Origin of the sequence: Pseudomonas sp. LPH60, assembly GCF_030718165.1 — a bacterium.
GTDB lineage: Bacteria > Pseudomonadota > Gammaproteobacteria > Pseudomonadales > Pseudomonadaceae > Aquipseudomonas > Aquipseudomonas danubii.
The window spans coordinates 632196-651452 of the sequence record NZ_JAVAJH010000004.1; the positions used below are offsets into that span (position 1 = coordinate 632196).

Annotated in this window: 18 protein-coding genes and 1 pseudogene; 8 read left to right on the forward strand and 11 right to left on the reverse strand. The window is 65.0% G+C overall.

What is annotated here, in order from left to right:
- Positions 1–98 precede the first annotated feature (98 nt).
- A complete protein-coding gene (gene cls, locus Q8O96_RS17715; protein ID WP_102862393.1) occupies positions 99–1538 on the forward strand; it encodes a cardiolipin synthase in 1440 nt (479 codons plus the stop codon).
- Positions 1539–1574: 36 nt separating this feature from the next.
- On the opposite strand, the gene cfaB is transcribed toward cls, so the two are convergent.
- The 4 genes from cfaB to Q8O96_RS17735 form a co-directional block, all read right to left on the reverse strand.
- Positions 1575–2762 carry a C17 cyclopropane fatty acid synthase CfaB gene (gene cfaB, locus Q8O96_RS17720; RefSeq protein ID WP_305949164.1) on the reverse strand — a complete coding sequence of 396 codons (1188 nt, stop codon included), beginning with the start codon at positions 2760–2762 and terminating at the stop codon, positions 1575–1577.
- 54 nt (positions 2763–2816) lie between these two features.
- A complete protein-coding gene (locus Q8O96_RS17725; protein ID WP_305949165.1) occupies positions 2817–3635 on the reverse strand; it encodes a DNA-binding domain-containing protein in 819 nt (272 codons plus the stop codon).
- On the reverse strand, positions 3626–4471 hold the full coding sequence (locus Q8O96_RS17730) for a DUF692 domain-containing protein (protein WP_102862396.1): 846 nt from the start codon (positions 4469–4471) through the stop codon (positions 3626–3628). Before Q8O96_RS17730 ends, Q8O96_RS17725 begins: the two co-directional genes overlap by 10 nt.
- Before the next feature lie 65 nt (positions 4472–4536).
- On the reverse strand, positions 4537–4788 hold the full coding sequence (locus Q8O96_RS17735; protein ID WP_102862397.1) for a hypothetical protein: 252 nt from the start codon (positions 4786–4788) through the stop codon (positions 4537–4539).
- A 646-nt stretch (positions 4789–5434) separates the two neighbouring features.
- On the opposite strand from Q8O96_RS17735, the gene Q8O96_RS17740 reads away from it, so the two are divergent.
- The 6 genes from Q8O96_RS17740 to Q8O96_RS17765 are packed head-to-tail and all read left to right on the forward strand — an operon-like array spanning position 5435 to position 11184.
- Positions 5435–6058 carry a CDP-alcohol phosphatidyltransferase family protein gene (locus tag Q8O96_RS17740; RefSeq protein ID WP_102862398.1) on the forward strand — a complete coding sequence of 208 codons (624 nt, stop codon included), beginning with the start codon at positions 5435–5437 and terminating at the stop codon, positions 6056–6058.
- A gap of 10 nt (positions 6059–6068) precedes the next feature.
- The gene (locus Q8O96_RS17745) at positions 6069–7826 is read left to right on the forward strand and encodes a bifunctional alpha/beta hydrolase/class I SAM-dependent methyltransferase (RefSeq protein WP_102862399.1); all 1758 of its coding nucleotides are present in this window, start codon (positions 6069–6071) and stop codon (positions 7824–7826) included.
- The gene (locus tag Q8O96_RS17750) at positions 7826–9172 is read left to right on the forward strand and encodes a phosphatase PAP2/dual specificity phosphatase family protein (protein ID WP_102862536.1); all 1347 of its coding nucleotides are present in this window, start codon (positions 7826–7828) and stop codon (positions 9170–9172) included. The genes Q8O96_RS17745 and Q8O96_RS17750 overlap by 1 nt, the downstream gene beginning before the upstream one ends.
- A complete protein-coding gene (locus tag Q8O96_RS17755) occupies positions 9162–9617 on the forward strand; it encodes a hypothetical protein (RefSeq protein ID WP_305949166.1) in 456 nt (151 codons plus the stop codon). The genes Q8O96_RS17750 and Q8O96_RS17755 overlap by 11 nt, the downstream gene beginning before the upstream one ends.
- A gap of 9 nt (positions 9618–9626) precedes the next feature.
- Positions 9627–10250: a 1-acyl-sn-glycerol-3-phosphate acyltransferase gene (locus Q8O96_RS17760; protein ID WP_305949167.1), complete on the forward strand. Its 624-nt coding sequence runs from the start codon at positions 9627–9629 to the stop codon at positions 10248–10250.
- A gap of 1 nt (position 10251) precedes the next feature.
- Positions 10252–11184: a phosphatidate cytidylyltransferase gene (locus Q8O96_RS17765; protein ID WP_102862402.1), complete on the forward strand. Its 933-nt coding sequence runs from the start codon at positions 10252–10254 to the stop codon at positions 11182–11184.
- A 170-nt stretch (positions 11185–11354) separates the two neighbouring features.
- Here Q8O96_RS17765 and Q8O96_RS17770 read toward each other — a convergent pair whose 3' ends face one another.
- Positions 11355–11828 (reverse strand): Lrp/AsnC family transcriptional regulator, encoded by a 474-nt coding sequence (locus Q8O96_RS17770; RefSeq protein WP_016966246.1) that lies wholly within the window; start codon positions 11826–11828, stop codon positions 11355–11357.
- A gap of 132 nt (positions 11829–11960) precedes the next feature.
- Here Q8O96_RS17770 and Q8O96_RS17775 point away from each other — a divergent pair, with 132 nt between their 5' ends.
- Entirely contained in the window at positions 11961–12602 is a 642-nt protein-coding gene (locus Q8O96_RS17775) for a LysE family translocator (RefSeq protein ID WP_371826186.1), read from the forward strand.
- A 174-nt stretch (positions 12603–12776) separates the two neighbouring features.
- On the opposite strand, the gene Q8O96_RS17780 is transcribed toward Q8O96_RS17775, so the two are convergent.
- From Q8O96_RS17780 to Q8O96_RS17805, 6 genes and pseudogenes are all read right to left on the reverse strand, one after another.
- Entirely contained in the window at positions 12777–14927 is a 2151-nt protein-coding gene (locus Q8O96_RS17780; RefSeq protein ID WP_305949168.1) for a hypothetical protein, read from the reverse strand.
- A complete protein-coding gene (locus tag Q8O96_RS17785; protein WP_305949169.1) occupies positions 14914–16116 on the reverse strand; it encodes a DUF3142 domain-containing protein in 1203 nt (400 codons plus the stop codon). The genes Q8O96_RS17780 and Q8O96_RS17785 overlap by 14 nt, the downstream gene beginning before the upstream one ends.
- 156 nt (positions 16117–16272) lie before the next feature.
- Positions 16273–17148 (reverse strand): annotated as a pseudogene (locus Q8O96_RS17790) (pyridoxamine 5'-phosphate oxidase family protein); the annotation flags it as partial.
- 25 nt (positions 17149–17173) lie between these two features.
- Positions 17174–17803, reverse strand: coding sequence for a glutathione S-transferase family protein (locus tag Q8O96_RS17795; RefSeq protein ID WP_305949170.1), 630 nt, complete (start codon positions 17801–17803; stop codon positions 17174–17176).
- 125 nt (positions 17804–17928) lie between these two features.
- Positions 17929–18831, reverse strand: a complete 903-nt coding sequence (locus Q8O96_RS17800; RefSeq protein WP_102862407.1) for a LysR family transcriptional regulator — start codon at positions 18829–18831, stop codon at positions 17929–17931.
- Positions 18832–18901: 70 nt separating this feature from the next.
- The gene (locus Q8O96_RS17805) at positions 18902–19222 is read right to left on the reverse strand and encodes a hypothetical protein (protein ID WP_102862408.1); all 321 of its coding nucleotides are present in this window, start codon (positions 19220–19222) and stop codon (positions 18902–18904) included.
- Positions 19223–19257 lie beyond the last annotated feature (35 nt).

Here is a 19257-nt window from a genome sequence, read left to right on the forward strand (position 1 = left end):
TCGGCCAAGGCACGGCGTTGCATGCAGAATAAAATAGCGACATTCGCTGTGGAACATGGTCTGTTAGGCATTGAATCTTCAGGAGCAAAGGTTGCCCCATGGATTATTTTGGCCCGCACCTCTTCGGCTATCTCATCGCACTGTTGCATTTTCTCGGGCTGATCGCCGCGATCCACGCGGTGCTCACCGTCAGGACCGCCCAAGGCGCCATTGCCTGGGCCCTGTCACTGATGTTCATGCCCTACCTGACCCTGATTCCCTACCTGGTGTTCGGCCGCAGCACCTTCGATGCCTACATCCAGGCCCGGCGCCAGGCCAACGTGGAAATGCACAAGGCCATCAATGAGCTGAACTGGCGGCCCTGGGTCGAAGAGGCGCTCACCGCCCGCGCCTCCCAGGCCTACGCCACGCTGCGGGCCATGCCCAAGCTGGGGCGCATGCCGTGCCTGGCCAACAATCAGGTGCGCCTGCTGGTCAACGGCGACGCCACCTTCGAAGCGATCTTCAATGCCATCCGCCGCTCCCACAAGGCGGTGCTGATCCAGTTCTTTATCATTCACGACGACGAGCTGGGCCGGCGCCTGCAACGCCTGCTGCTGGAAAAGGCCGCCGAAGGCGTCTCCATCCACTTGCTCTACGACCGCATCGGCAGCCATTCCCTGCCCGCCGCTTATGTGCAGACCCTGCGTGACGCCGGGGTCCAGGTGCATGCCTTCGCCACCCGCAGTGGCTGGCTCAACCGCTTCCAGGTGAACTTCCGCAATCACCGCAAGATTGTGGTGGTGGACGGCTTGCTGGGTTTTGTCGGCGGACACAACGTCGGTGACGAATACCTGGGCAAGAAACCGCCCCTGGCGCCCTGGCGCGATACCCACGTGCAGGTCAGCGGCCCGGTGGTGGCCTGCCTGCAGGAGTCCTTTGCCGAAGACTGGTTCTGGGCGGCCCGGGAACTGCCACCGCTGATCCTTCCGGACACCTACCCGGATGACGGCGTGCTCTGCCAATTGCTCGCCAGCGGCCCCGCCGATGCCTACGAAACATGCTCGCTGTTCTTCGTCGAGGCGATCCATGCCGCCACCGAACGGGTATGGATCACCAGCCCGTATTTCATTCCCGATGAAGCGGTCTTCGCCGCCCTGCGCCTGGCCGTGTTGCGGGATGTGGACGTGCGCATCCTGCTGCCCTCGCGCCCGGACCATCGCATCGTCTACGCCGCCTCCAGCCTCTACGCCTTCGAGGCGGTGCGCGCCGGGGTCCGGGTCTTCCGTTATCAGCCAGGGTTCCTGCATCAAAAGGTGGTGTTAATCGACAACGAGATCAGCGCCATTGGCAGCGCCAACCTGGACAACCGTTCGTTCCGCTTGAATTTCGAAGTGATGCTGCTGACCGTGGACGACGACTTCGCCACCGAGGTGGAGCAGATGCTGGACGCCGACTTCGCCAAGGCCCGGGAAATCGCCCGGGAAGAAAGCCGCCAGACTCACCGCCTGCAACAACTGGGCATGCGGGTCGCGCGGCTGATTTCACCGATCCTCTAGGGAGCCACTCAAGGTCTGCAGCAAACGCTGCCGGGCCTAGGGGTAATAGAGGTCGTCCCGGGTCCAGGGCAACTCATGACTGCCATCGGCATGGGTCTTGACCGCGAGGATCTGGTGCAGATTGATCCAGCCCTTGGCAAACGCATAGGCGCAACCCGCCAGGTACAGCCGCCAGATCCGTAGCGCTTGCGGCGGCACCTGCTGGCCGGCCGCCTCCAGGTTGTCTTCCAGGCGCTCGCTCCAGTGATCCAGGGTGCGGGCGTAATGCAGGCGCAGGCTTTCGACATCGACGATTTCCAGCCCGGCCTCGCTGACTTGCGCCGAAATCATCGCCAGATGCGGCAGCTCGCCATTGGGGAATACATACCGCTCGATGAAATCCCCGGCGCCCCGGCCCACGGGACGTCCGTCGGTGTGCTTGGCGGTGATGCCGTGGTTCATCACCAGGCCGCCCTCGCGCACCGCGTTGAACAGGGTCCGGCAGTATTCCGGCAGATTGGCATGGCCCACATGTTCGAACATGCCGACGCTCACCACCTTGTCGAAGCGGCCATCCTGAGGCAGGTCGCGATAGTCCAGCAACTGCAGCTCCACCAGATCGTCCAGGCCTTCGGCACTGACCCGTTCACGGGCCAGGGCCAGTTGCTCCTTGCTCAAGGTGATGCCAAAGACCTTGGCGCCGAACTCGCGGGCAGCGTAACGGGCCAGCCCGCCCCAACCGCAACCGACATCCAGCAGGTAATCCCCCGGTTGCAGGCGCAGCTTGCGGCACAGGTGGCGGAATTTAGCTTGCTGGGCCTGCTCCAGAGACTCGCTGCCGGTCTCGAAGTAGGCGCAGGAATAGGCCATGTCACTGTCGAGCCAGAGCTGATAGAAGGCGTTGGAAAGGTCGTAATGGTAGGAAATGGCCGCCGCGTCCGTGGCCTTGTCGTGCTGTGTGCGCACCGGCTGATCGTCGTCATCCTCGTCCAGCAAGGCCTGGCTCAGCTCATCGCACACCCGGATGACTTCACTGATGGAGCCTTCGAGTTCCAGCTTGCCCTCGACAAAGGCGCCCCCCAGTGCGTCCAGGCTGGGATGGGTAAATTGCGCAACCAGCTGCGGGTCCTTGACCACGATGGTGACGCTGGGCTCCGGCCCAAGATTGAATTCATGGCCATCCCAGAGCCGCAGGCGCAAGGGTAATTGCAGATTCTGTAAGGCCGGTGGAAGTTGCGCGAGCATGAAAAATCCCCCCTGTTTCAGACGTCTGAAATGAGGGTAGACCATCTTGGGAAATTAGCTGGCTATCGAATTTCCAGCCGTTTTCCAGGACTCGCGGCGTACCACCAGGCCATCTTCGACCCACTGTTTGAGCCAGGTAGCAGCCTGCAACGGGGCCCCCTCAAGGTAAGTGACGGCCAGCTCGGCACAGAGTTCCACGAAACTCCACTGCGCCTCGATCATGCCTCGCAACCCTTGGGCTTCTGCTGACGACAAGCTGCGATAGCGGCAGACCCGATCCACCCGCCATACCAGGCAAGGCTGCTCTTGTTCGAGTAAAGCACTTTCGGGGAAATCCGCCTGATCCTTGACCGCGCGCCACTGGGCGACGCTGTTGTAGCGGCAGTCCAGCCACTGCACACAAGGCGCCAGTTGCAGTTGCAGCAACGGCCACTCTTCGGCGTCCAGGGCCGCCATGTCCGCCACCGTCAGCACCTGGGCCTCGGCGGCGTCGAAGGCCAGGGTGAACGCCCACTCCAGGCGCGCCAGTTCCGCCAGGGGCAGGCCCTGCTCCGGCACCAGATGGCCCTGGATGAACTCGGCGAAGCCCTGCCCCAACCAGCGCAGGCTGAAATGCCGGGAGGGCGATTGGCGTATATAAGCGCCGGCCAGTGACGCGAACTCTTCATCGCCGAGCCACTGCAGGATCGTCGGAAAGTCCGCCACCATGACTTCCAGCAGCCGCGCCTGGTAGGCGTTGTGGTAAATCGCCAGACCGGTGGCGACATTCAGGGTCGGTCCGCCGATCAGGCTGTTGCCCAGCAGGCTGTCCGCCTGGGACTGCTCGGCCAGCAGGTAGCGTTCAAAGGCCAGTTGCCATTCGTTCAGGCGCATTCAAGCCTCCCGGACAGCGCCCGTTGCCCCAGCGCGCGAGCCTTGTGCAGTTCGCCGAGCAGTTCGCTCAACGGCGGAAAATGATCGTCACGCTCCAGCAGGGTCGCGACCGGTCCAAGGTGTTGCAGGGTGCGCTGATACAGCGCCCAGACCGGATCGCACACCGGCTGGTCATGGGTGTCGATCACGTAGTCGCCATGATCCTGATGCCCGGCCAGATGCAATTGCCGCACCCGTTGCGCCGGCAGCCCCTGGATGAACTGCCAGGGATCGAAACCGTGATTGCGTGAACTGACGTAGACGTTGTTCACGTCCAGCAGCAGCTCGCAGCCACTAAGCTGGCTCAAGGCGGCCAGAAACTCCCACTCGCTGAACTGATCGGCGGCGGCGCGCACATAGCTGGAGACGTTCTCCAGCACCAGGGGACGCTCCAGCACCTCCTGCACCTGGCGCACCCGGCCCGCCACGTATTCCAGGCTTTCCTCGGTATAGGGCAAGGGCAGCAGATCGTGCAGTTGATGAGCGTTGCCGCGGCTCCAGCACAGGTGATCGGAAATCCAGGCCGGCTCAACCCGCCGGGCCAGTTGCTTGAGTTGCTTGAGGTAGTCCAGGTCCAGGGCATGGGGACCGCCAATGGACAACGACACCCCATGCATCACGATGGGGTAACGCTCGGCAATGGCGTCCAGGTAATAGAGAGCCTTGCCGCCCTCGACCATGAAGTTCTCGGACACCACTTCAAACCAGTCGACGTCCGGTGCTTCATCGAGAATCTGCTGGTAGTAGGCGCTGCGCAAACCCAGGCCATAGCCCAGGCAGGAAGAAAGGTCAGACATAGCGAACTCCTCGCAAGGTGGCCGCAGTGGTCGTCAGTCCCACTGCGGCTGCACGGATTCGCCGCTTACTCGCCGACTTTGCCGCCGGCTTTTTCGCACTCCGACTGGGTCATGGCCTTGAAGCCCTGGCCTTTGCAAGCGCCCATGCCTTTGCAGGCGTGGTCTTTGGTCTTGCAGTCGTTCTGGCCTTTGCAGCCGTTGACGCCATAACAATGAACCTGGGCATCAGCTGCCGACGCCTGAGTGGCAACACCGGCAAACAGGGTGGCGGCAGCGAAAGCCAGGGCAGCACCAGCAGCGGTTTTCTTCATGTTCATTTTTTGTTCCTCAATAATCGCAGGGGACGACGGGAGGCGTGTGCAATCCCGTCATAGCACTAGAGAGAGGAAGCCCCCCGGCGTTACAGCCGGGATGAAAATATTCTGCGCGGCGGCCTTGCGGTGGGAATCCACGGGCTACCCAGTTCATGTGTTCCACGTGGAACCTTACTCATGACCGCGACCCGGATGCTTTGCTCGGCAGGCTCGGCGGACCATCCACCAGTACCCGGAATTGCGCGCCGATCAATACTGCCAGGCGCGCCGGCGCTGCGGATAACGCTGGGGCAATGCGTTGCTGTATTAGCCATCGAGTGAATTTTTTGTCGCACGCCATGCCTTTTCAGCTACGGCGTGCGTCGTAGTCTCTATACGAAAAGTTTTGAGACGAAGGTCAGGCAAAGCGAAAACGATCGAGGAACGGCCTGAGTCGCGTTCGACTTTACGGGGTGTAAATGAGCATCCCGATCAGACTCGCGCACGAGACCGTTTTCAACACAGCATCGCCGAGTATCCAGGCTTTCCGTACAGAGACTAGACACAACTGGCAGCCAGTTGCTCAAGCAGAAACTTCTGATGTCAGCCCCTGGCATTTAAGGCAATAATCCAGCCCTGCTCACCGCGTGCGACAAGGAACCGTCCCATCATGCTCTCGATTTACCAGCTCAAACCGCGCTTTCAGAACTTGCTGCGGCCGTTGGTGCAGCGCCTGTACGACAACGGCACCACGGCCAACCAGATCACCGTCCTGGCCGCCGTCGTCTCACTCCTGGTCGGCACCGTCATCGCCCTGTTCGCCAGCCACACCTGGCTGTTCGCCCTGATTCCGCTGTGGATGATCCTGCGCATGGCGCTCAATGCCATCGACGGCATGCTGGCCCGGGAATTCGGCCAGCAATCGCGCCTGGGCGCCTACCTCAATGAACTGTGCGACGTGGTCGCCGACAGCGCCCTGATCCTGCCCTTCGCCCTGCTCCCGGGCGTCAGCCTGCTGCTGGTGCTGGCCGTGACCCTATTGGCGCTGTTCAGCGAATACGCCGGAGTGCTCGGGCCGATGGTCGGCGCCTCACGGCGCTACGACGGGCCCATGGGCAAAAGCGACCGCGCCTTCATCCTCGGCGTGCTGGCCACCGGCATCGCCCTGGGCTGGCTCGGCGCCCTGTGGATCAACGGCGTGTTGGCACTGGTCGCCGCTTTGCTGGTCTACACCCTGATCAATCGGGTCCGCCAGGGCCTCAAAGAAGTTCAGCACAACGCTCCCTCTGCATAAGGAAATGGTAATGCGCGACGCTCAACACCAGACGTTCCGGACCCATGACGGCGTCGAACTGTTTTACCGCCACTGGCCGGCCACTGAAGTGGCCCCAGGCGAACCGCGGCAGGCGGTGATGCTGTTCCATCGCGGTCACGAACACTCCGGGCGCATTGCCCATCTGGTGGACGAGCTGAACCTGCCGCAGGTCGACTTCTTCGCCTGGGACGCCCGTGGCCACGGCCAATCGCCGGGCGCCCGGGGCGACAGCCCGAGCTTTGCCACCAGCGTGCGCGACGTGCAGACCTTCTGCGACCACCTGGGCAGCGCCCACGGCATCGACGAAGAAAACATCGCCGTGGTGGCCCAGAGCGTCGGTGCGGTGATCGCCTCCACCTGGGTCCACGACTACGCCCCACGGATTCGCTCCCTGGTGCTGGCCTCGCCGGCGTTCAAGGTCAAGCTCTACGTGCCTTTCGCCCGCCCCGGCCTGGCCCTGATGCGGCGCTTTCGCGGCAACTTCTTCGTCAACAGCTACGTCAAGGCGCGCTTCTTGAGCCACGACCCGGAACGGGTGCGCAGCTACGATGCCGACCCGCTGATCACCAAGGCGATCTCGGTCAACGTGCTGCTGGGCCTGTATGAAGCAGCCGACCGGGTGGTGGCCGATGCCCAGGCCATTCAGGTGCCGACCCAACTGCTGATCTCCGGCTCGGACTTCGTGGTGCACCGCAAGCCCCAGGAGCAGTTCTTCGAACGCCTGGGCAGCCTGCACAAGGAAAAACACATCCTCCCGGGCTTCTTCCACGACACCCTGGGAGAAAAGAACCGCGCGCCGGCCATGGCCAGCATCCGCCGCTTCATCCTGCAGAACTTCGCCCGCCCGCTGAACCGCCCTGCCCTGCTGGACGCCGACCGCCTGGGCGTGACCTGCGCCGAATCTGAAGCCCTGGCCGCGCCGCTGCCGCACAACTCCCTGCGCGACCTGTACTGGCGCGCGACCCGCGCCAGCATGCGCCTGGGCAGCCAGCTGTCGGCGGGGGTCAAGCTGGGCTTCGACACCGGCTTCGACTCCGGCAGCACCCTGGACTACGTCTACCGCAACCAGCCCACCGGGCATTCCGCCCTGGGCCGGCTGATCGACCAGAACTACCTGAACTCCATCGGCTGGCGCGGCATTCGCCAGCGCAAGCTGCACGTGGAGGAGCTGCTGCGCCTGGCCATGGAAAAGCTCCGTGAGCAGGACAGCGAAGTGCGCATCGTCGACATCGCCGCCGGCCACGGCCGCTACATCCTCGAAGCCCTGCAAGGGGTCAGCCCGCTGCCGGAATCGATCCTGCTGCGCGACTACAGCGACATCAACGTGCGCGACGGCAGTGCCCTGATCCAGGAAAAGGGCCTGGGTGACATCGCGCGCTTCGTCAAAGGCAACGCCTTCGATCGCGAGGACCTGGCGGCCCTCGATCCCAAGCCGACCCTGGCGGTGGTCTCCGGGCTCTACGAACTGTTCGCCGACAACCAGATGGTCGGCGGCTCCCTGGCGGGGCTGGCCAGCGCCGTGGAACCCGGCGGCTACCTGGTGTACACCGGCCAGCCGTGGCACCCGCAACTGGAACTGATCGCCCGCGCCCTGACCAGCCACCGCGAAGGCCAGGCCTGGGTCATGCGCCGCCGCACCCAGGCGGAAATGGATCAGTTGGTGGAAGCCGCAGGCTTTCGCAAGATCACCATGCGCGTGGATGAGTGGGGGATCTTCAGTGTGTCCCTGGCGCAACGGGTGCAATGATGAGCGCAGGCGCCTTGCCGGCGCGGGAGCCGGGCCTGCTGAAACCGGCGGTGCTCTGGCTGCTGCTCTTGGCACCGCTGTTCTTCAGCACCTACGGCTTCGCCACCTGGGTCACCGCGCAACGGGACGACGTCGGCAGTCTGGTCTTCGACTGGGAGCGGCATATGCCGTTCTGGGCCTGGACCATCGTGCCCTACTGGTCCATCGACCTGCTCTACGGCTTCTCCCTGCTGCTGCCGCGCAGCCGGGACGAGCTCAAGCGCCACGCCCTGCGCCTGCTCACCGCCCAGGTGATCGCGGTCAGTTGCTTCCTGCTCTGGCCGCTACGCTTCACCTTTGCCCGGCCAGAGCTGGACGGGGTCTTCGGCTGGCTGTTCGAGGTGCTGGCCGGCTTCGACAAGCCCTTCAACCAGGCCCCTTCCCTGCACATCGCGCTGCTGGTGGTGCTGTGGGTCTGCTACGCCCGGCATAGCCAGGGCTTCTGGCGCTGGCTGGTGCATGGCTGGTTCGGCTTGATCGGGGTGTCGGTGCTCACCACTTATCAACACCACTTTGTCGATGTGCCTACCGGCGCCCTGGCCGGCTGGCTGTGCGTCTGGCTGTGGCCGCTGGATCGCCCCAGCCCGCTGTTCAGCGCACAACGGACCCAAGACCCGCGGCGCCGCCAACTGGCCTGGCGCTACGCCCTGGGCGCGGCGCTATTGGCGGTGGCCGCCTTCACCTGGGGCGGCACCGGGCTGTGGTTGATCTGGCCCGCCGTGGCGCTGTTGCTGGTGGCCCTGAACTACGCGCTGCTCGGCGCCGCAGGGTTCCAGAAACGCGAGGACGGACGCCTGAGCCCCGCCGCCCGCTGGTTGCTGGCGCCCTATCTGGCAGCGGCCTGGATCAACTCGCGGCTGTGGACAAAAAAACATCCACAGCCGGATCAAGTTGTGGATAACGTCTGGCTCGGCCGCCTGCCGACTCCGGCGGAGCTCAAGGACAGCCCCTTTGTCGCGGTGCTCGACCTGTGCGCCGAGCTGTCCCTGGACCGCCGTGGCTTGCAGGCCTACCAGAGCCTGCCGGTACTGGACCTGTGTGCCCTCAGCCCCGAGCAGTGCCTGGCTGCGGCGCAAGCCGTTGAACGCCTGCGCCAGCAAGGCCCGCTGCTGGTGTGCTGCGCCCTGGGCTATTCCCGCAGTGCCACGGCGATTGCCGCCTGGCTGCTGCACAGCGGCCGCGCCGCCACCGTGGACGCGGCCATCGTGCAGATCCAGCGGGCACGCCCGCAGATCGTCCTGCAAGCGGCCCATCGGCAGGCGCTGGAAACCCTGATCAGTAGCAAGAGAGCGGCCCATGTCCAGTGAGATGCAGCTCTACAGCGTCGCCAGCCTGCTGCGCCGGGGCCGGGCCCTGGATCAGTTATCCACAGGCCTGACCCTACTGGGCGCCCTGTATGGCCTGGGCCAGTACCTGCTGGCCAGTGTCAGCCTGGGAGGCCTGATCGTCAGCCTCGCCCTGGTGCTGCTGGGGATGGTGGAAAAGTACCTGGCGCTGCGCGTGGCCTTCGACGCCGACCTGTTTCAGCGCGTGGCCGATAGTCCCGCGTCCCTCGAACACAGCACCCAGGCCCTGGATCAGGCCCTGGGCGCCCTCGGCCTGCAGCCTGTGGAAAAAGGCGGCCGGCCCTGGGACCAACGCAGCCGCGGAGCCCTTGGCCTGCTGCGCCGCCAGGCGTTGCTGCTGGCGGCACAAGTGCTGGTGCTGTTGAGCTTGATCCTGGCCAGCCCCTGGCTGACCTTCGCCGGATAAGGAATGCCCATGTTCGAACCCCTGGTTGCCAACCTCATCACCTCCGCCGCCCGCAGCATCACCGGGGCCCGCAGCCTGTGGCTCGGCTCCGCGCCGCAGCCGGTGCAGCGGATCTACTTCGCCAACCACAGCAGCCACGGCGACTTCGTGCTGCTCTGGGCCTCGCTGCCGCCGGCCCTGCGCAAGCTGACCCGGCCCGTGGCCGGTGCCGACTACTGGCAGAAAAGCCCCCTGCGCCGCTACATCATCAACCGGGTGTTCAACGGCGTGCTGATCGACCGCGAGCGCAAGGAGGCTGTGGATAACAATCCCATGCAGCCGATGCTCGATGCCCTGGACAACGGCGACTCGCTGATCATCTTTCCGGAGGGCACGCGCAACCTGGAAGACGGCCTGCTGCCGTTCAAGAGCGGGATCTTCCACTTGGCCAAACGTTATCCACAGGTAGAGGTGATTCCGGTGTGGATCGCCAACCTCAACCGGGTCATGCCCAAGGGCCGCTTCCTGCCCCTGCCCCTGCTGTGCACCACCAGCTTCGGTGCGCCACTGACCCTGGAAGAGGATGAAAGCAAGGAACACTTCCTCGAACGCAGCCGCGCCGCGCTGCTGGCCCTGGCCCCGGAGCACAGCTGACATGGATAAGCAGACCCTGATGTTGTTCGGCGGCATCGGCGCCATTCTGGTGCTGGCCTCGCTGATCGGTTTCATCCTCAAGTGGCGCACCCGCGGCACACCCAACCCGGTGATCGACAACCTCAATGCGCGGATCAATGCCTGGTGGGTGATGGTGCTGGTGATCGGCATCGCCTTCTGGCTCGGCACGGCGGCGGTGATCCTGCTGTTCTACGCGGTGTCGTTCTACGCCCTGCGCGAATTCCTCACCCTGACCCCGACCCGGCGCAGCGATTACCCGGCCCTGGTGGCGGCCTTCTATCTGGCCCTGCCCCTGCAGTACCTGCTGATCTACTCCGACTGGTACGGATTGTTCTCGATCTTCATCCCGGTCTACGTCTTCCTGCTGCTGCCGATCCTGGCGTCCCTGGGGGGCGACAGCACGCACTTCCTGGAACGCGCCTCCAAGGTTCAGTGGGGGCTGATGATCGCGGTGTTCTGCGTGTCCTTCGTGCCGGCCCTGCTGACCCTGGACATCGCCGGCTACGAAGGCCGCAACCTGCTGCTGATCGCCTATCTGGTGATCGTGGTGCAGCTCTCGGATGTGCTGCAGTACGTCTGTGGAAAACTCTTCGGCAAGCGCAAGATCGCCCCCAACCTGTCGCCGTCCAAGACCGTCGAGGGCTTTGTCGGTGGCATCCTCCTGGCGTCCTTGATCGGCGGCGCGCTGTTCTGGATCACCCCGTTCAATGTCTGGCAGTCGTTCCTGATCGCCCTGCTGATCAACCTGCTGGGCTTTGCCGGCGGCATCGTCATGTCGGCGATCAAGCGCGACCGCGGGGTCAAGGACTGGGGCCACATGATCGAAGGCCACGGCGGCATGCTCGATCGCCTGGACTCGGTGTGCTTCGCTGCACCGATCTTCTTCCACCTGGTGCGCTACTGGTGGACCTGAGCCCTTGCTCGCGCTGGGCTGCAACGCGGCCCCAGGCCCGGCCAACGCAAAGTACCTGACACCCCGCGTAGCCAGATGCTGCGGCCGCTGCGCGACCGAGCGGGAGCAAGCTTCCTCGCCACAGTAGCTAGAGCAAGCCGGTGAGGCGCTGACCCGGCTGGCCAGGGTCATCAGCCGGGCAAGTGCCCCAATGGCAAGGGCCCCGGGGTTTTCACCGTGTGAATGGCGAAGTTGCTGCGGATGTCGCTGACCCCGGGGATCTTCAGCAGGCAGCCGGTGAGAAACCGGTCGTAACCGCGCAGGTCCGGGACCACCACCTGCAGCAGGAAGTCCGACTCGCCGGACACCAGGAACGCCGAGATCACCTCCGGCAACTGCAACACCGCCTGGCGGAAGGCTTCGGCCTCGGCGTCGTTGTGCCGCTCCACCTTGACCCCGACGAACACCGTCAGCCCCAGCCCCACTTCATCCCGGTCCAGGGTCGCCTGGTAACCACGGATCACCCCCGCCTCCTCCAGCATGCGCACCCGACGCAAACAGGGTGACGGCGACAGGCCGATCTCCTCGGCCAGTTGCACATTGCTCAGGCGGCCGTCGCGCTGCAGGGCAGCGAGGATCTTGCGGTCGTAGGCATCGAGTTTCATGTTTGGCATATCCGGATGGCCGCTCCATTGAAAGCTGGAAGATTATGCCAATTTCCACCGTCTTGCTGGTTGATTACGCAAGCACCTGCCCGCCCCTGTGGCCCTAAACTGGGCGCACCGAGTCGACAACGAATGGGGTGCAAGGTGGCGCAACTGTGGATGTATTTCCTGGCTCTGGCGGTGGTCTACCTGCTGCCTGGCCCCGACATGATCCTGCTGCTGCAGACCGGTGCCCGCCAGGGCAAGGCCCAGGCACTGGCCACGGCCCTGGGGCTGGCGATCTCCCGCGGCTGCCACGTGGCCCTGGCCGCCCTGGGCCTGGCGGCGCTGTTCAAGGCCGCCCCCTGGACCTTCGACGTGGTACGCCTGGCGGGCGCCGGCTACCTGCTGTGGATCGGTATCCAGTGCCTGCGCGCCAACCTGCTGCCCAACCTCGACAACGCCGGCACGGCGGCCACGCCCCTGCGCTGGCGCCAGGCGATCCAGCGCGGCCTGCTGACCAACCTGCTGAACCCCAAGGCGCTGCTGTTCTGCTCGGTGCTGCTGCCGCAGTTCATCGATCCCCAGGCCGGCGCGGTAGCCCCCCAATTCGTCACCCTGGGTGTGTTGCTGGTGGCGGTGGGCGGACTGTTCGACTGCTGCTACGCCCTGGCCGGCGCCGGGCTGGGCCGCTGGATGCAGCGCAGCCCTTCGGCCCAGCGCGTGCAGCAATGGCTGTTCGGCAGCCTGCTGATCGGCTTTGCCTTGCGCCTGACCTTCGTCCAGCAGGCCTGACGGCATCTGTAGCCGCTGCTGAGCCTCGGCGAAGCTGCGCGAAGGTCCGCAGGACCTTGCCTGGCGATCCCTCGACAAAATGTACGCCCCAAAGATCGCCGCGACCGCTGCGTCGGAGTGCCGCCCAGCTCGTTCGCAGCCTGCGGCAGCGGCTACAGGATCCGGGGAACGCCTTTATGTCGCCTTGTGCGAGGGCACCGCGCGGCGGCGTCGGAACAGGTAGGCCGCCCCCAACAGCAGCACGCCGGAACCGGCGCCAGCAACCAGCCTGTGCTCGGCCACCGCGGAACGGGATGCGTCCAGCCACTGGGTCAGGTAGCGCTTGTTGGCGCTGCCGAAGTCCGGCTCCTGGCAGTTCATGCCAAAGTTGCCGGCCCACTCCACAAAGGGGCCGTTTTCCACGTAGCGCCGGTAGTAGGCGATCTCCGCATCGCTACCCCGGGTCCAGCGCGCCGCCTTGCACAGCACCGCGGCATAGGCCTGGCTGGTGTGAGGCAGGAAGTCCGCGGCCTGGTTGCCCAGCTCCCCGGCCAGGTAGCGGTAGTGATAACGCACGTCGGGCGCGGCGGTGGTGGCTTGCTGACGCTGCACTTCATCGGCGCTGACAAAGGGCCCGGCCTGCACCGGCGGGATCTCCAGGCTGTAGCTGCCCCAGAGGCTGTGATAGTCCGGGCCCATTTCGTAACCCAGGATCTCCATGCCCGAGGCACGGGCCAGCTTGCCGGCCTGGTAATAGGCCTCTGCCCGGCGCGTGGGCAACCAGGCCGACTCGGCGCTGCGCCGGTACTCACCGTAAGCCTTGGCGATGGCCTGGCGCTCCGGGCTGTCGAAGTAGCCCCAACCCTCTTCGTAGCGGCCTTCGCGCAGCAGGCGCCGGCCGAGCAATTCGCGCACCTGGGCGGCAATCGGCAGGGTTTCGTAGTAGGCGTCCGGCTGCTTGGGCGTCGGCGGCGGTGCCGGTACCTGGGTATCGACGAACTGCTTGAGTTCATCCAGGGTCAGCACCCGCTCCGCCACCGTGGCTGCGTCGTGCCAGTAGATGTCGCCGCTGCGGTAGAGCAGCTCGAAGGCTTGCACGTAGTCGCCACGATCCAGGGCCAGCAGGGCGCTTTCGCCTTCGACCCGGCAACCGGGCTTGAGGTCTTCGTAATTGCCGTCGTAATCGCCGCGAAAGCCCCAGCTCTCGTCGCGGGGGAAGGCTGCGGCGGCCTTGGCGTATGCGGCGGCAGCAGCCACCTTGTCGCCATCACGCAGGGCCATCTTGGCCCGCAGCCACCAGGCCAGGCCGCCATCGCCGGCATGCTCGAGCAAGCGCTGGGCGGTGGTGAAATCGCCATTCTGGTAATTCAGCGCCGCCAGCCGGTCGGCGTTGTCGAAGCTGCCCGCAGTGCCCTGGCTCAGCAGCTTGATCAGTTTCACCTCCGACTCGGGCCGCTCGCCGAAGGACCAGCCCTGATGGGAGATCAACGAAGCGGTGAGCAAGCGAGCTACGGAAGGATGCTTGAGCTGCTCCAGCAATTGCGCGTCCGGCAGGCCGCTCAATTCGCCCACCACCTGCTTCAGGGAGCTGTAGCCGACCTCCGAACCCAGCTGGTTCTGGACGGCATACAGATCGATGGCCTGGCTCCAGTCGTTCTGATCCTTGAGGATGCGGGCCTCCTCCCCCAGGCTGGCGACGCCCAGGCTCAAGGGATCGCTGAAGGCGTCGATGCTCAGCTGACGGGTCTGGGCGAACGCCTGGCGCGCCGACTGGCGCATGTCGCGCCGGCCCTGATCGTCCAGCTCGTTGGCTTGCTCGCTGATAAAGGACAGGGCCCGCCCCAGGGAATAGGCCGCCCAGGTACTGCGCAGGGCGCGTTGCTCGGCGGGCAGCGCCAGCACCTTGCGGAAATACTCCGCCGCCAACTCATGATCCCCGACGCTGAAGGCCACGGCGCCCGCGGTGTAGAGCTTGATCTCCAGCGGCAGGCTGGCCCCTTGTTGCTCCGCTACGCGTGCGTCATTGAGCTTGCGCAGCTGGCCGACCAGGGTTTGCTGAGCCTGGTCCAGCCCTTGCTGTTCGGCCCAGTTACGCTCTTGCACCGAATAGCTGTCAGGCAGGCTGTAATCGACACTGAAGCCATTCTTGGCGACCGGCATGAGCCCGACGATGGGCTGACCCAGGCGGCTGATCTCGAACTGGAAACTGCCTTCGGGCAACTGCGCCAGCGTCTGTGGGCGGTCGTCCAGCAGGCGCATGGGGAAAGTCGGTCCGCAGGCCAGGGCCGGAGCCAGGGGCAGGCACAGGCTCAGGCACAGCAGGTGACGGGATCTAGGGACGAACATGCGCAGCTCCTTGGTCAATTTTTGTACAGCGGGCCCAGCCCACAGCGCGACTGGCGCCAGCGGCCAGACGCCCGGTCTGTTGGCGGGTCAACCGCAGTTGGCCGTCGCGCAGCTGCGCGGCATAGCCGCCCAGCCCGTCGAATCCGTCGCATTGGGCAACGGCCAGGGTCAGTTGTTCAGGCAAGGGCCGATCGAGGTTGCCCGCGTTGCTCAAGCGGATGTCGAACAGGCCGTCCTGTTCCTCCAGGCGGATGCCCAGTTGGCCGGCCAGGGCGTCGCCCCGGGCCACCGCCCGCAGGGTCTCCAGGCTCCAGGCCCGCACATCGCCCTTGAGCGGCAGGCGAAACCAGATCAGACCGGCCAGGTGCGGCGGCGGGTCGTTGCGCAGGGTCCTGGCCAACTGGCTCAGTTGCTCGGGGTCGGCCATCAGTTCCTGGCGCTGACCACGCCGTCGCAGCGGCGCCTCGCTTTCCACCAGGGGCGCGCCTTCGGCAGCGGGGAGCAAGGCGACGCCGTAGGCGGGCAAGGCCAGATAGAAGGGTTTATCGCTGATGCGCGCCCAACGCCGGGCCCATTGCTCGGCTTGTCGTGGGTCGAACAGGCCCTGCCGAGGATCACTCACGGCGTGCACCTGCAGCACGCTGCTGTCGACCTTGGCCAGCAGGCCCGGCAACTCGCGACTGTCGAGCCAGGCCGGCAAGGCGGTGATGCTCAGGGGCAGTTGGCTCGGCAGTACAGCCCGCAAGCGCTCAAGCAGCTTGGCGTAGGCGGGCAAGCGCGCGCTGCCGGCATCGTGGTCGATCTCGATCCCAGCCAGAGTCAGGCCCTGCTCCTGCCAGTCCGTCAGCAGTTGCTGGACCTGACGGATGATCTCGTCCTGATCCAGGGACGGCAGTTGCCCGTCGAGGCGGATCACCGCGATCAACGGCCGGGCATCCTGCTTGAGCAAGCCGGCGTTGATCCGCGCACGGCTCCAGCCAGCCTGTGGAAAAGCCTGCAGGGCCAGGACCCGGGCTGTGGAAAAGTCGGCCCGGGAACCGGCCAGAGCGTCGGCGTGGGCGGGCGTCCACTGCCGTTGCCAGATGTAGAGTTGTTGATCCAGAGGGGGGGCGTCTTCGAGGCGGCAGGCGCTGAGCAGCACCGGGCAAAGCAATAGGGCGAAGAGGCGGAGCAAGACCCGGGGCAGCATGAATCGTTGATTCCCTTTAACGCAACAAAGCCCCGGCGTGCCGGGCGCTCTGCAGATGATCAACCTTGAGATCGCGCCAGCCTACGCAGGGCCGCGGCTGGCGGCAATCGCTGGCGAAGACTTTTTTCTGCAGGCGCCCAGGGCCCGTTACAAGCCCCGCAGGGACAGGGCTGCCGGCCGCCGCACCAGCCGCTCCACGGTAAAGCGCCACACGCGCTCGGCGCCCTGGAAGGTGCTGAGCAGCGGGCCGCCTAAGATGATTTCGGTACGCCCACTGAGTTGCAGCAACTCGCCACTGTGAAAGTCGATGAACAGCAAGCCCGCCCGGGGATTGAGCAGCAGGTTGCCCAGGGTATTGAAATGCAGGTTGCCGGCGAAATCCGGGATGGTCAGGCAGTTGCCTTCGACCCGAACGAACCCGGCCGGGCCGCCACGATGGGAGACATCTACCGCACGCTGGCCCTCCACATCGACATAGCTGGCGACGAAGAAGGTATCGGCGGCGCCGATCAAAGCCCGGGCCGCCGGGTCCAGGTCCTGTCGGTGCTGGGCCGGGCGGCTGGCCGGATCGCTCAAGGGCACCCGCTGCAGATCGCGCAACTGGATGTAGCGCGGGCAGTTGCCAAACGACTGCTGCACCCTGAGGCAAAAGCCTCGGCTATCGAGCTCGTCGATACGACCGTTGAGACGATTGCGTCGCCGGGTATGCAGTTCGATCCCCAACAGGCCCACTGCCGCGCCTTCCTGCAACTGCAGCGGATCATCGGCGGCCGGCAGGCTGGCAAGGCGCAGCAGGTTGGCTTGCGGGGCCTGGGCAAAACCGGGCGGCCCTTCAAGCAGGCTCGCCCAGGGATCGCCGTGGGCATCCACCGCGCCCACCAGGATGAACGGCAGTTGTCCGAAGAACTGCTGGTGCTGCTCGGGCATGGCCGCACGGATGACTTTGGCGCCGAAGGCTTCCATGCGCTCGGCCACCCCTGCCTGGAGCTGCAATTGCCGCTCGCCGGCATGCCAAGGTGAATGCGTGCTCATGTGGTGGCCTCCGCAGAGTGGCTCTTCAGACGCTTTTCAAACCCGCCGCCGTGGATGGCATGGGGACAAAGCCGGGCAAGGCTTCAATACGCTGCAGCCAGGCCCGTACATGGGGGTAAGCGTCCAGGGACACGTTGCCTTCCGGGGCGTGGGCGATGTAGCTGTAGCCCGCGACATCGGCAATGGTCGCCTGCTGCTCTACCAGGAAGGGCCGGCTCGCCAGCTCCTGATCCATGATCTTGAGCAGCGCGTGGGCACGGGCGATGACTTCCTCGGCATTGAACGAGGCGCCAAACACCGTGATCAACCGCGCCGCCGCCGGTCCAAAGGCGATCTGCCCCGCCGCCACCGACAGCCAGCGCTGCACCTGGGCCGCGCCCACCGGATCGCTGGGCAACCAGCGGCCCTGACCATAACGCTGGGCCAGATACACCAGGATCGCATTGGAATCGGCCAGCACCACGCCCTGGTCGTCGATCACCGGCACTTGGCCAAAGACGTTGAGGGCGAGGAAGTCCGCCTGCTTGTGGGCGCCCTTGGCCAGGTCGACAAAGATGGTTTCGCTGGGCAGGTCCAGCAGGGACAGCATCAGCTCGACCCGATGGGCATGCCCGGAACGGGGAAAGTTGTAGAACTTGATAGGTGGCTGAGACATGGTCGACTCCGCGAACGAGGCGCGGTCGAAGTGCCGCGCTGGGAGCCCCATCTTGATCCCTGGGAAAAAACAACAGAATCACCAGAAATCGCAATCCATCCTTTCATCCAGCGCAACAACGCTGATCAAGGATTGAGCGATGGATGCTCACGCAAAGCCTGTACGGCGAAGTCGACAAAGCTGCGCACCCGCGCCGGCGCCTTGCGCCCGCCCTGGTACACCACATGGATCGGCAAGGGCGCCAGCTCGAAGGCCTGGAGGACAATTTCCAACTGCCCCGCCGCGACCTGGTCGGCGACCTGATAGGACAGCACTCGGGTCAGGCCCAACCCCAGGCAGGCGGCACTGATGGCCGCCTGATTGGCGCTGACCAGCAACCGCGGTTCGGGCCGAATGCTCAAGGGCCGACCGGCATCGTTGAACTGCCAGTTGCGCGCCTGGCCCACGGACGACGGCGCGATCACCGGCGCCTGGCGCAGGTCATCGGGATGCTGGGGACGGCCGTGGACGGCAAGAAACTCCGGCGCGGCGCAGACAACGCGGCGCACCTCGCCGACTCGGACGCTGTGCTGGCCACTGTCGGGCAACTCGCCGATACGTATCGCCACGTCGATGCCCTCCTCCACCATGCTCGCCACCCGGTCCAGCAGCAGGGCGTTGACGTTGACCTGTGGATAACGTTGCAGGTAGCGCACCAGCAGTGGAGTGACGAAGAGGTCACCGAACAGCACCGGCGCAGTCAGGGTCAATTGACCCCGGGGCTGGGCGTGGATGCCAGCGGCCGAAGCCTCGGCGTCCTGGACCTCGGCCAGAATGCGCCGGCAATCCTCCAGGTAGCCTTGCCCGGCTTCGCTCAAATGCACACTGCGGGTGGTGCGGATCAACAACTGAGTGCCGATGCGCTGCTCCAGCGCGGCGACGGCTCGGGTCACACTGGCGGCCGACAGACTCAGGCGCCGAGCGGCAGCAGCGAAGCCTTGCTCCTGAGCGACGCAAACGAACACCTGCATTTCCTGGAACCTGTCCATGCCCTACCTCAACTGCCAGCGCCTGCCCGGTGAGCGCCGCGAGCCAGCAGCATAATCCAGGGCCCGGGCTTCAGGGGATACACCAGGTGCCGACATCGTGCCGATCGAATCCCGGGCACGGGTTGTTCTTGGCAATCAGTCGGTAAGGCTGATCTTCGGCGTAGGAAAAATAGAAGTAGTAGTGCCGATCTTCCCCGTACAACCAATAGGAAGAAGAACCCTGATTAATCAGGGTCGGCTCGAAGGTCCAGATGGAGGATTCGGCGGGAATGAAGTTGGCCCGGTCCTTGAGCAGCAACAGGCTGTTGGACAGCACCGGAGTCAGCCCGCCCAGCAGCAGGACAACCAGCATCAGGACCAGCGTCCATCCATAAATCAAACGCAGTTTCATAGGTTTTCCACAGCTCAATAAAAAGTCCCGGCCTG

What these genes read in the sequence shown, in the direction of transcription:
- Q8O96_RS17725 (WP_305949165.1), bottom strand. Translation starts at nt 3,635, where the DNA reads ATGCGCCTGAACGAATGGCAACTGGCCTTTGAACGCTACCTGCTGGCC.
- Q8O96_RS17745 (WP_102862399.1), top strand. Translation starts at nt 6,069, where the DNA reads ATGCGCGACGCTCAACACCAGACGTTCCGGACCCATGACGGCGTCGAA.
- Q8O96_RS17750 (WP_102862536.1), top strand. Translation starts at nt 7,826, where the DNA reads ATGAGCGCAGGCGCCTTGCCGGCGCGGGAGCCGGGCCTGCTGAAACCG.
- Q8O96_RS17775 (WP_371826186.1), top strand. Translation starts at nt 11,961, where the DNA reads ATGGGGTGCAAGGTGGCGCAACTGTGGATGTATTTCCTGGCTCTGGCG.
- Q8O96_RS17730 (WP_102862396.1), bottom strand. Translation starts at nt 4,471, where the DNA reads ATGTCTGACCTTTCTTCCTGCCTGGGCTATGGCCTGGGTTTGCGCAGC.
- Q8O96_RS17800 (WP_102862407.1), bottom strand. Translation starts at nt 18,831, where the DNA reads ATGGACAGGTTCCAGGAAATGCAGGTGTTCGTTTGCGTCGCTCAGGAG.
- Q8O96_RS17760 (WP_305949167.1), top strand. Translation starts at nt 9,627, where the DNA reads ATGTTCGAACCCCTGGTTGCCAACCTCATCACCTCCGCCGCCCGCAGC.
- Q8O96_RS17785 (WP_305949169.1), bottom strand. Translation starts at nt 16,116, where the DNA reads ATGCTGCCCCGGGTCTTGCTCCGCCTCTTCGCCCTATTGCTTTGCCCG.
- Q8O96_RS17755 (WP_305949166.1), top strand. Translation starts at nt 9,162, where the DNA reads ATGTCCAGTGAGATGCAGCTCTACAGCGTCGCCAGCCTGCTGCGCCGG.
- Q8O96_RS17735 (WP_102862397.1), bottom strand. Translation starts at nt 4,788, where the DNA reads ATGAACATGAAGAAAACCGCTGCTGGTGCTGCCCTGGCTTTCGCTGCC.
- Q8O96_RS17805 (WP_102862408.1), bottom strand. Translation starts at nt 19,222, where the DNA reads ATGAAACTGCGTTTGATTTATGGATGGACGCTGGTCCTGATGCTGGTT.
- Q8O96_RS17765 (WP_102862402.1), top strand. Translation starts at nt 10,252, where the DNA reads ATGGATAAGCAGACCCTGATGTTGTTCGGCGGCATCGGCGCCATTCTG.
- Q8O96_RS17795 (WP_305949170.1), bottom strand. Translation starts at nt 17,803, where the DNA reads ATGTCTCAGCCACCTATCAAGTTCTACAACTTTCCCCGTTCCGGGCAT.
- Q8O96_RS17780 (WP_305949168.1), bottom strand. Translation starts at nt 14,927, where the DNA reads ATGTTCGTCCCTAGATCCCGTCACCTGCTGTGCCTGAGCCTGTGCCTG.
- Q8O96_RS17740 (WP_102862398.1), top strand. Translation starts at nt 5,435, where the DNA reads ATGCTCTCGATTTACCAGCTCAAACCGCGCTTTCAGAACTTGCTGCGG.
- Q8O96_RS17770 (WP_016966246.1), bottom strand. Translation starts at nt 11,828, where the DNA reads ATGAAACTCGATGCCTACGACCGCAAGATCCTCGCTGCCCTGCAGCGC.
- cfaB (WP_305949164.1), bottom strand. Translation starts at nt 2,762, where the DNA reads ATGCTCGCGCAACTTCCACCGGCCTTACAGAATCTGCAATTACCCTTG.
- cls (WP_102862393.1), top strand. Translation starts at nt 99, where the DNA reads ATGGATTATTTTGGCCCGCACCTCTTCGGCTATCTCATCGCACTGTTG.